At 73.2% G+C, this 9,264-nt stretch carries 8 protein-coding genes; 5 read left to right on the top strand and 3 right to left on the bottom strand.

What is annotated here, in order from left to right; all coding sequences use genetic code 11:
• Window positions 1–141 precede the first annotated feature (141 nt).
• The 4 genes from E1269_RS31475 to E1269_RS31460 all read left to right on the top strand — a co-directional run bounded on the left by E1269_RS31475 (window position 142) and on the right by E1269_RS31460 (window position 5,665).
• Window positions 142–831 (top strand): response regulator transcription factor, encoded by a 690-nt coding sequence (locus E1269_RS31475; protein ID WP_131902114.1) that lies wholly within the window; start codon window positions 142–144, stop codon window positions 829–831.
• The gene (locus E1269_RS31470; protein ID WP_203434284.1) at window positions 828–2,393 is read left to right on the top strand and encodes a HAMP domain-containing sensor histidine kinase; all 1,566 of its coding nucleotides are present in this window, start codon (window positions 828–830) and stop codon (window positions 2,391–2,393) included. Before E1269_RS31475 ends, E1269_RS31470 begins: the two co-directional genes overlap by 4 nt.
• Before the next feature lie 40 nt (window positions 2,394–2,433).
• Window positions 2,434–3,942 (top strand): S1C family serine protease, encoded by a 1,509-nt coding sequence (locus E1269_RS33195; RefSeq protein ID WP_203434283.1) that lies wholly within the window; start codon window positions 2,434–2,436, stop codon window positions 3,940–3,942.
• 169 nt (window positions 3,943–4,111) lie between these two features.
• The gene (locus E1269_RS31460; protein WP_131902112.1) at window positions 4,112–5,665 is read left to right on the top strand and encodes an ATP-dependent DNA ligase; all 1,554 of its coding nucleotides are present in this window, start codon (window positions 4,112–4,114) and stop codon (window positions 5,663–5,665) included.
• A 91-nt stretch (window positions 5,666–5,756) separates the two neighbouring features.
• On the opposite strand, the gene E1269_RS31455 is transcribed toward E1269_RS31460, so the two are convergent.
• Complete coding sequence (locus E1269_RS31455) at window positions 5,757–6,521, bottom strand: hypothetical protein (protein ID WP_131902110.1); 765 nt, start codon at window positions 6,519–6,521, stop codon at window positions 5,757–5,759.
• 186 nt (window positions 6,522–6,707) lie between these two features.
• Here E1269_RS31455 and E1269_RS31450 point away from each other — a divergent pair, with 186 nt between their 5' ends.
• Entirely contained in the window at window positions 6,708–7,484 is a 777-nt protein-coding gene (locus E1269_RS31450; protein ID WP_131902108.1) for an SURF1 family protein, read from the top strand.
• Here the strand turns inward: E1269_RS31450 and E1269_RS31445 are convergent.
• Window positions 7,450–7,761: a DUF3817 domain-containing protein gene (locus E1269_RS31445; RefSeq protein ID WP_203434282.1), complete on the bottom strand. Its 312-nt coding sequence runs from the start codon at window positions 7,759–7,761 to the stop codon at window positions 7,450–7,452. The two genes, E1269_RS31450 and E1269_RS31445, sit on opposite strands and share 35 nt — an antisense overlap.
• Before the next feature lie 47 nt (window positions 7,762–7,808).
• Window positions 7,809–9,264: adenylate/guanylate cyclase domain-containing protein (locus tag E1269_RS34000; RefSeq protein WP_203434281.1), on the bottom strand; the 1,456-nt coding region annotated here is incomplete at its 5' end.

Raw genomic sequence — 9,264 nt, 5'->3', positions numbered from 1 at the left:
CCTCTCCCCCGCCCCGCCACCCGTCGCCCATGATCATCAACCGTTGCCAACGCCGTAGCGTCGCCAACGGTTGATGATCAACGAGTGGGTCGCACGGCGAGCTCTCAGGCGATTTTCACGTCCGACAGGCAGACTGATGGCATGCGAGTACTTGTCGTCGACGACGACCCGGGCGTGCGCGAGTCGCTGCGTCGATCCTTGGCGTTCAACGGCTACGACGTGAAGCTGGCCGCTGACGGCGAGGAGGCGCTGCGGGCGGTCACCACCGAGCCGCCGGACGCGATGGTGCTGGACATCATGATGCCCCGCCTGGACGGGCTGGCCACCTGCCGCGCACTCCGCGCCGCCGGCAACGACCTGCCCATCCTCATGCTCACCGCGCGCGACGACGTCTCCGACCGGGTGTCCGGGCTCGACGCCGGTGCCGACGACTACCTGCCCAAACCGTTCGCCCTCGAGGAGCTGCTGGCCCGGCTGCGCGCGCTGCTGCGCCGCACCTCCCCGGCCGCCGACTCGGCCACGGCGCGGCAGCTGCGGATGGGCGATCTCACCCTGGACCCGGTGACCCGCGACGTCACCCGCGGCGAGCGGCCGATCCGGCTCACCCGCACCGAGTTCTCCCTGCTCGAGCTGCTGCTGCGGCATCCGCGCCAGGTCCTGACGCGCGACCGCATCCTCGAGGAGGTCTGGGGCTACGACTTCCCGACCACGGCCAACTCGCTGGAGGTCTACGTCGGCTACCTGCGGCGCAAGACCGAGGAACAGGGCGAACCCCGGCTGATCCACACCATCCGCGGCGTCGGCTACGTCGCCCGGGAGGACCCGCCGTGAGTGGCGCCACCAGCTCCTGGCGCGGCCCGGCCGGCAACGACGGCGCCGATCAGGCCGAACCGGGCCGGCCGGCCGACGGAGCGCCACGGCCGCCGCAGGTGGCCAACGGCCCACGTATCGACGACGAACACCGCGAGAACGACGGGCGTGACGGCGGCGGCCTGGCTGACGGAGACGCGGGCCGACCCACGGGACCAGGATTCGCGACCCGTCTGTCGCTCCGGGCCCGGGTGGGCGCGCTCGCCGCGCTCGGGGTCGGGCTCGCGGTGACGCTGACCGCGCTGGCCGCCTACCTCACGGTGTCATCGCAGCTCACCCAGAGCGTCGACGAGAACCTGCTGACCCGCGCCCACGACGCCGTCTCCACCACCCTGGGCCGGCCCGGCACCATCATCCAGGTGCCCTCCGAAGCACTGCTCGCCGCCGACATCCGCATCGCGCTGATCGACTCCGACCGCACCGCCTACTCCGCCAGCGGCCGGAACAGCGCGCCGCCACTTGGCACCCCTGAGGTCGAGGTGGCACGCGGCGAGACCGACCAGAGCGTCCGCACCGCGGATCTGAACGGCACCACGTACCGGGTGGTCGCGGTGCCGGTCCAGCCGGGACTGGCGCTCGTGCTCGGCCAGGACACCCAGCAGACCGAGGAGCTGCTCGACAGGCTGCGCCTCGTGTCCTTCCTGGCCGGTGGCGCGGGTATCGCGCTGGCCACGTGGGCGGGGATGTCCATCGCACGGGCAGGGCTGCGGCCGGTCCGCCAGCTCACCGACGCCGCCGAGTACGTCGCCGCGACCGGGCGGCTGGAACCGATCGAGGTCACCGGCAGCGACGAGATCGCCAGGCTCGCAGACTCCTTCAACTCCATGCTGGCCGCGCTCAAGGAGGCCCGGCTGCGGCAGTCGCGGCTGGTCGCCGACGCCGGGCACGAGCTGCGCACGCCGCTGACCAGCATGCGCACCAACCTCGACCTGCTGGCCCAGAGCGAGGCCAGCGGGGGGCTGGAGCCTGCCGACCGCGCCCAGCTCATCGCCGACACCCGCGCCCAGGCTGTCGAGCTGTCCCAGCTGGTCGGCGACCTCGTCGAATTGTCCCGCGAGGACCCACCGGCCGCCTCCCGCGAGCGCCTCGACTTCGCCGACGTCGTCCGCGACGCGCTCGGCCGAGTCCGGCGGCGCGCTCCGGGCATCGCGTTCTCCGCCGACCTGCACAGCTGGACCGTCGACGGCGACGCCACCCAGCTGGGCCGCGCGGCGACGAACCTGCTGGACAACGCGGCCAAGTTCAGCCCACCGCACGGCACCGTCACCGTCACCCTGCGCGAGGGCGTCCTGGACGTGTGCGACGAGGGCCCGGGCATCGCCGACGACGACCTGCAGCGGGTGTTCGACCGCTTCTACCGCACGTCCGAGGCGCGCGGGCTGCCTGGCTCGGGCCTGGGCCTGGCCATCGTCAAGGCCGCGGCGGAACGGCACGGCGGCAGCGTCGAGGCCGGCCGGGCACCGTCCGGCGGCGCCCGGCTGACCATGCGCCTACCGGCGGCTTCTTCGTCTGCTCTTGCCTGAATCTCAGCATGCTCTCAGTCACACCGGGCACGGTAGAGGCATGGACGACGTGACCCGCAAGACGAACGAACCCGAGGGTTCGCAGACGACTCTGCCGTCGGCGCCGGTACCTCCGCCTCCCGCGGGCGTCCGGCCCACCACGGCGGCCGACGCACCCACGACCCCCGTCGGCGCGCCGGCGAGCACCCCCGCGGGCGACGCGACCGCCGTCACCGTCGGCGCCCCCGCGGGTGCCGCGGCGGCCGCTGCGCCCGGCTCGACCACCGGCGGGCCGACGGGCACCACCACCGGGTGGTCCACTCCGTCCGCCGCAGGGCACGTGCCGCCGACGGGGCACACCCCGGTCGACACAACCGTTCAGCAGCCGGCGACCTCGGTGTTCGGCTCGCAGCCGCCGCCGCAGGGCCCGGGCACCGGGCAGCCGCCCGCCGAGCCCAAGCGCCGTCGCGGCGGGAAGCTCCTGGTCGCGGGCCTCGCCCTGGGCGCCGTCCTGGGCGGTGCCGCCGGCGCCGGCGTCGCCACCGTCCTCGACGACGACGACAGCGCCGCCAGCCCAGTCTCCCGCAGCGACCTCAGCGGGTCTGAGGACAGCGGCAACGACGGCAGCGGCTCGGCCAGCCAGACCTCCGGCGGCGAGGGCGTGCAGGCGGTCGCCGCGCAGGTGTTGCCGAGTGTGGTGTCCATCGCCGCGCGCGGCCAGTTCGGCGAGGCCGGTGGCACTGGCGTCATCATCTCCTCCGACGGCGAGATCCTGACCAACAATCACGTGGTCCAGGGCGCCGACCAGGGTGGCTCCGTCACGGTGACGTTCTCCGACGGCACCACGGCCGAGGCCGAGGTCGTCGGGACCGACCCGTTGACCGACCTGGCCGTGATCCGGGCCCTGGATGTCTCCGACCTGACCCCGGCGACGATGGGCAGCTCCGGCGAGCTCGTGGTCGGCGAGCAGGTCGTGGCGATCGGCTCGCCGCTGGGCCTGGACGGCACCGTCACCAGCGGCATCGTCTCCGCGCTGCAGCGGCCGGTCGCCGCGGGTGACGACCAGGGCGGCGGCGCGTCCGCCAACCAGGTGTTCGACGCCATCCAGACCGACGCGCCGATCAACCCGGGCAACTCCGGCGGTCCGCTGGTCAACATGGACGGCGAGGTCGTCGGCATCAACAGCGTGATCATCGCCGGCAACGGCAGCGGCTCCATCGGACTCGGCTTCGCCATCCCCATCGACCAGGCCAAGCCGATCGTCGAGCAGCTGCGAGAGGGTCAGGAGGCCACCCACGCGCAGATCGGCGTCACGGTCGGGGACGCGCAGGACGGCACCGGCGGCGCGGTGATCGCCTCGGTCAACCAGGGCAGCGCCGGCGCCGAGGCCGGCCTGCAGGAGGGCGACATCGTCACCCACGTCGACGATCGCATCATCACCGACGCCACGACGCTGATCGCCGCGATCCGCTCGTACCAGCCCGGTGACGAGATCACCCTGACGTTCCTGCGCGGTGACGAGGAGCAGACCGCTCAGGTCACCCTCGGCAGCGACGCTCAGGGCACCTGACCACGACAGTCGTCCGAAAGGGCGCCCCCAGAACCCGGTGCGTGTTCTGGGGGCGCCCGCATGTCCGTTCCCCTCACCGTTTGCTTTTTCTAGCGGCACTCGCCGCCGCCTGAGACCTCGCGGTCGGCGCTAGGCCTGGTTTGTCGGTGGGGGCGGGCAGACTGCTGGTGTGCTGTTGACCGATGTCGCCGACACCTCCGCCGCGGTCGCCGAGGTGTCCGGCCGCCTGGCCAAGATCGAGCTACTGGCCGACTGCCTGCGCCGGGCCGCGCCACCGGAGGCCGAGGTCGTCGCCAGCTACCTCGCCGGTGAGCTCCGGCAGCGGCGCACCGGCATCGGCTACGCGTCGCTGCGCTCCATGCCGCCCCCGTCGGCCACGGCCACCCTCCACGTCCTCGAGGTCGACGCCGAGTTCGCCGCGTTGGCGGCGCTGGAAGGCAAGGGTTCCACGACGCGCCGGCGCGAGCGGTTCCAGGCGATGCTCGCCCGCGCCACCGCCACCGAGCAGCGCCTGCTGGCCGGCCTCGTCACCGGCGAGCTGCGGCAAGGCGCTCTCGACGGCGTCCTCACCGAGGCCGTCGCCGCTGCCGCCGGGGTCCACTCCACCGAGATTCGCCGTGCGGTGACGGTGGCCGGCGCGCTCGTGCCGGTGGCCGCGGCCGTCCTCGCCGACGGGCCGGCCGCGCTGTCCCGGTTCCGGTTGACCGTCGGGTCACCGCTGCGGCCCATGCTCGCCGCACCGGCGGCCGACCTCGCCGAGGCGCTCGGCCGCGCCGGCGAGGCCGCGGTGGAGTGGAAGGTCGACGGTGTCCGCGTGCAGGTGCACCGCGACGGCGCCGACGTGCGCGTGTTCAGCCGGACGCTGGACGACATCACCACCCAGGTGCCCGAGATCGTCGAGTGGGCGCGGGAGCTGCCCGCGTCGTCGGTGGTGCTCGACGGCGAGACCATCGCCCTGGACCCGTCCGGCCGGCCGCTCCCCTTCCAGCGCACGGCGTCGCGGGTGAGCAGCCGGGTCGACGTCGCCACCGCCCGCGCGAAGGTGCCGCTGTCGCTGTTCGTCTTCGACTGCCTGCACCTCGACGGCGCCGACCTCATCGCCGAGCCGTCACGGGTCCGCTGGGAGGCCCTGGCCCAGGTCGTGCCCGAGCAGCAGCGCATCCCGCGCACCACGACGGCCGACGTCGACGTCGCACGCGACTTCTTCGACGACACGCTCGCCCGCGGCCACGAAGGCGTCATCGTCAAAGGCCTGCAGGCGCCGTACGAGGCCGGACGCCGCGGCGCCGGCTGGCTGAAGGTGAAGCCGCGCCACACCCTCGACCTCGCCATCCTGGCCGCCGAGTGGGGCCACGGGCGCCGGCAGGGCTGGCTGTCCAACCTGCACCTCGGCGCGCGCGACCCTGACGGCCGGTACGGCCCGCCCGGCGGTTGGGTCATGCTGGGCAAGACGTTCAAGGGCCTCACCGACGCCATGCTCACCTGGCAGACCGAGCGTCTGCTCGCACTTGCCGACGGGCCGACCGACCAGTGGGTCGTGCACGTCCGGCCCGAGCAGCTGGTCGAGATCGCCTTCGACGGCGTCCAGACCTCGCCGCGCTACCCGGCCGGTGTGGCCCTCCGCTTCGCGCGCGTCCTGCGCCACCGCGACGACAAGCCCGCCGCCGAGGCCGACACCATCGACGCGGTCCTGAAGATCCACGGCACGGTCAACGATCGCTGACATCACCAGGATCGTGTGTGCTCCACCATGCTCGTAAGCCTGGTGAGGCGCGAGAACTCGTGACGAGGTCACGAATCGTTGCGCGAGTGGGTCAGCGCCCGCCGATGCCGCGGTGTGCTTGGGCCAGCCGCTCCATGCCGTCCGCGAGCACCTCGACGCCGGTGTGGTCCGACGAGCGGAGCAGGAGCCCGGCGGCCTCCCACAGGGCCGTCTGGACGGCGTCGGCGGTCTGGCCGTCGGCGGCGGCGCCGGCGTCGGAGGCAACCTCGAGGCCGGTGGTGGCCTCGACCAGTCGCGACCAGGATGTCGGGGCGTAGCGGCCGGTGACCACCCGGACCCGCTCGCCCTCCTTGAGGACGGCGGCCCGGTCGCGGTCGAACTTGTACTGCCCGGCCATCGCACCGCCGACACCGCCGAGGCCGATCCCGAGCAGGGCACCGATGATGGCGCCAACCACTCCCAGGCCCGCGACGAAGGCGAGCACGATCAGCAGCACGGCGCCGACGAGGGCTCCGGGGATCGCGCCGACGAGCTGGTGGCGCCGGATGCCGAGGCCGGCCACCTGGAACATCGGGGCCGGTTGGCGCAGGGCGTCGGTGACGCGCTCACGCAGCTCGCTGTCGCGCAGGCCCGGACGCAGCACCGCGAAGGTCTCCGGCACCGCCTGGCCGGAGGTGGCCGCGTGGCCGGGCCGGCCGGAGGTCCAGCGCACCGCGCCCCACAGCCGCTTCTCGACGATGTTCGGCAACCAGGTGCCGCGTCTGGACTGCAGCCGTTGGACGATCTCCTGCTGCTCTTCCCAGCTCTGCGACCACTCCCACTCCTTCATGGCACTCAGCGGGTGCGGTCGAGTCATCTCGATCTTCTCTCCATCTTGATCGCTCACCAGGGTGGAAGTTCGTGCCCGTCCCCCGAACGAGACTGTTGGAAGCCTACCCGTCCATGTTGTCGGATCACGTGGGCCATCCGGACATAAACATGCGATCTTGCCCGCGCAGGCTCCGCCGCATGCTTCGCGCGGGCGGGCGGTTACCGTGTCGATGTGTACCGCTTCCTGTTGACGCCCCGCTGGCTGCTCTTGCACGCGGTCGCGGTGGCGGCGCTCGTCGGCTTCGTCATCCTCGGGTGGTGGCAGTACGGCGTGTACCAGGACAGCCAGGGACGCTACGACACCCGCGACCGCGTCCCGGTGCCGGTCGCGGAGCTCGCCGGGCCGGGTGCGGAGCTCGGCGACGCCGCGGACCGGCAGGCGGTGGTCGAAGGCGCGTACCTGGCCGACCAGCAGGTGCTGGTGCCGGGACGCATCCACGACGACACGCTGGGCTCGTTCGTCGTCACCCCGCTGCGCACCGGCGACGGCCTGATCGTCCCGGTGCTGCGCGGCTGGGTCTACGATCCCGCCGACCCCGAGGTCGCGGTGCCGGACGGCTCCGTCGTCGTCACCGGGTACCTGCTCCCACCCGAGACGCCGGGCCACGCCACCGTCCGCACCGGGCAGGTCCTCGACGCCGGGCAGGTCGCCTACATCGCGCCGGACCAGCTGGAACAGCGGGCCGAGCTCGCGGCGGCCGAGGCTCTGCACGGGTTCCTGCTGCTGCAGGAGGAAGACCCGGAACCGGCGGCGGCACCTGCCGTGCTCGACGTCGACTCGGTGGCACCGATCCGCGACGTCAGCCCGTGGCAGAACCTCTCCTATTGGGCCCAGTGGTGGGTGTTCGCGGTGGCGGCCGTCGTGTTCTGGGTGTCCATCGTGCGGTCCGCGGTGCGGAACCGGCGCAGCGAACTCAGCGAACCCGCTCCGTCTCGCGTGCCTTCCTGACGACGAAGCGCTCGGCGAAGAACGACGCGAACGGGACCGTCCCGGCCAGCGCGATCAGCACCGCCCAGCTGGCCTTCCAGCCGCGCTGATGCACGAGAAACCCGGTCGCGACGAGGTACACGACGTACAGCCAGCCGTGGATCGGCGAGACGGTCTGGCTCATGGTGGGGTCGTCGGGCGGGCCGTAGCGCACGAACATCGCCACGCACAGCAGGAGCAGGACCACGCCGGTGATGTACGCCATCGCGCGGTAGAACGGCAGAGCATCTCGTCGCACGCCTGCGAGCCTAGCCGCGGCCCCGTCGCCGGGCGGGACGGGGTGCGTCACAGGCCGAGCAGGCGGTAGGCCTCGACCGGCTCCGACTTGCCCTTGACCCGCAGGCCGTCGACGGGCTCCGTCCGGGCGCCGGACAGCAGCCGCGCCGTCGTGCCGCCGATCAGCACGCCGCCGACGGGTGCGGCGCTCTCGAGGCGGGCCGCGAGGTTGACCGCGTCGCCGATGACGGTGAACGTGCGCCCGCCGGCGGTGCCCAGCAGGCCGACGGCGACCTCGCCGGTGTTCACGCCGACCCGGAACCGCGGCCAATCCGGGTTACGGGCGGCGACGGCGGCGGTGGCGGTCTGGATCGCCAGCGCCGCCCGGGCCGCCCGCACGGCGTGGTCGGGCTGGTCGCCGTCGCGGTTGAACGTCACCATCAGGGCATCGCCGACCAGCCGGTCGACCGAACCGCCGTACTGCTCGACCACCGGCGGGATCGCGGTGGTGAAGTACTCGTTGAGCATGGCTGTCACCTCCTGCGGGCGGTGCCGCTCGGAGTACGACGTGAAGCCCTGCAGGTCGGCGAAGAGGATGCTGATCTCGCGCATCCCGTGCGCGGTGTCCTCCAGGTACAGGCTCGCGAAGCGCTCCTCGTGCCACTGCCGGTGTGCGCTGACCGCGACCAGCGCGAACGCCGCCAGCATCAGCACGTGCCACTCCCACCAGCTGGCGTGCCAGTTGCGCCCGAACGCCACCGCGAGCGTCGCCTCGGCCAGCAGGACGAAGGCCGCCGTCATCGCCATCAGCAGCGCCACCGACCCGGGGTAGCTGGGTAGCCGCAGATACCGCACGACGGCGAACCCGTACAGCGCCAGCCCCACGACCGCGAGCCACACCAGCGGACCGGACGCGCGCTCCGGCGGCGCCGGATCGGCCAGCGGCCCCACCCCGGAGACCGAGACCACGCCCCACACCACCAGCAACGCCAGCACCGCGCCGCGCAGCACGCCCGCGTTTCGCATCACCGCCTGGCGGTGCCTGGCAGCGAGCTCCGTGGCCGACGCGGCCGCGAACCCCGCCGCCACCAGCAGCCCGACGGGGGTCGCGAGCGCGAAGCCGGCGTTCGCCCCCTCCAGCAGCACACCCGGTGTCGCCAGCGCGTGCAACCCGAGGAACCCCGCGGCGGACAGGAACGCCAGCGACACCAGGAACACCCGGGCGTCGTTCCGCCTGCGCGCGGCCGTGCCCGTCGCGTAGGCCAGCGCGGTGCTCAGCGCGCCGGCGCTCAGCACGAGCCAGAAGTGCGCGGGATGGTGCTGCCAGGTGACGTCCAGGCCCGGCGCCGCGATCAGGACGATCAGACCGATCAGCGGCACCGACAGCAGCAGCGCGGCGGACGCCACCCGGCGCGGACTCACGAGATCTCCCCCGCGGCCGGTGTCGCCCCGCGAGGCACCGGCGGGGGCTCTGGCGGAGCGGGCGGCGTAGGCGGCGTGGGCTGGTTCGGCGGCTGCGGCGGGG

It is taken from the genome of Jiangella asiatica (assembly GCF_004349065.1).
Lineage (GTDB): Bacteria > Actinomycetota > Actinomycetes > Jiangellales > Jiangellaceae > Jiangella > Jiangella asiatica.
This window is presented reverse-complemented; position numbering and strand designations above follow the sequence as displayed.

Excerpts from the sequence above, each read along its gene's own strand:
- E1269_RS31455 (WP_131902110.1), bottom strand. The coding sequence starts at position 6,521 with ATGACTCGACCGCACCCGCTGAGTGCCATGAAGGAGTGGGAGTGGTCG.
- E1269_RS31475 (WP_131902114.1), top strand. The coding sequence starts at position 142 with ATGCGAGTACTTGTCGTCGACGACGACCCGGGCGTGCGCGAGTCGCTG.
- E1269_RS33195 (WP_203434283.1), top strand. The coding sequence starts at position 2,434 with ATGGACGACGTGACCCGCAAGACGAACGAACCCGAGGGTTCGCAGACG.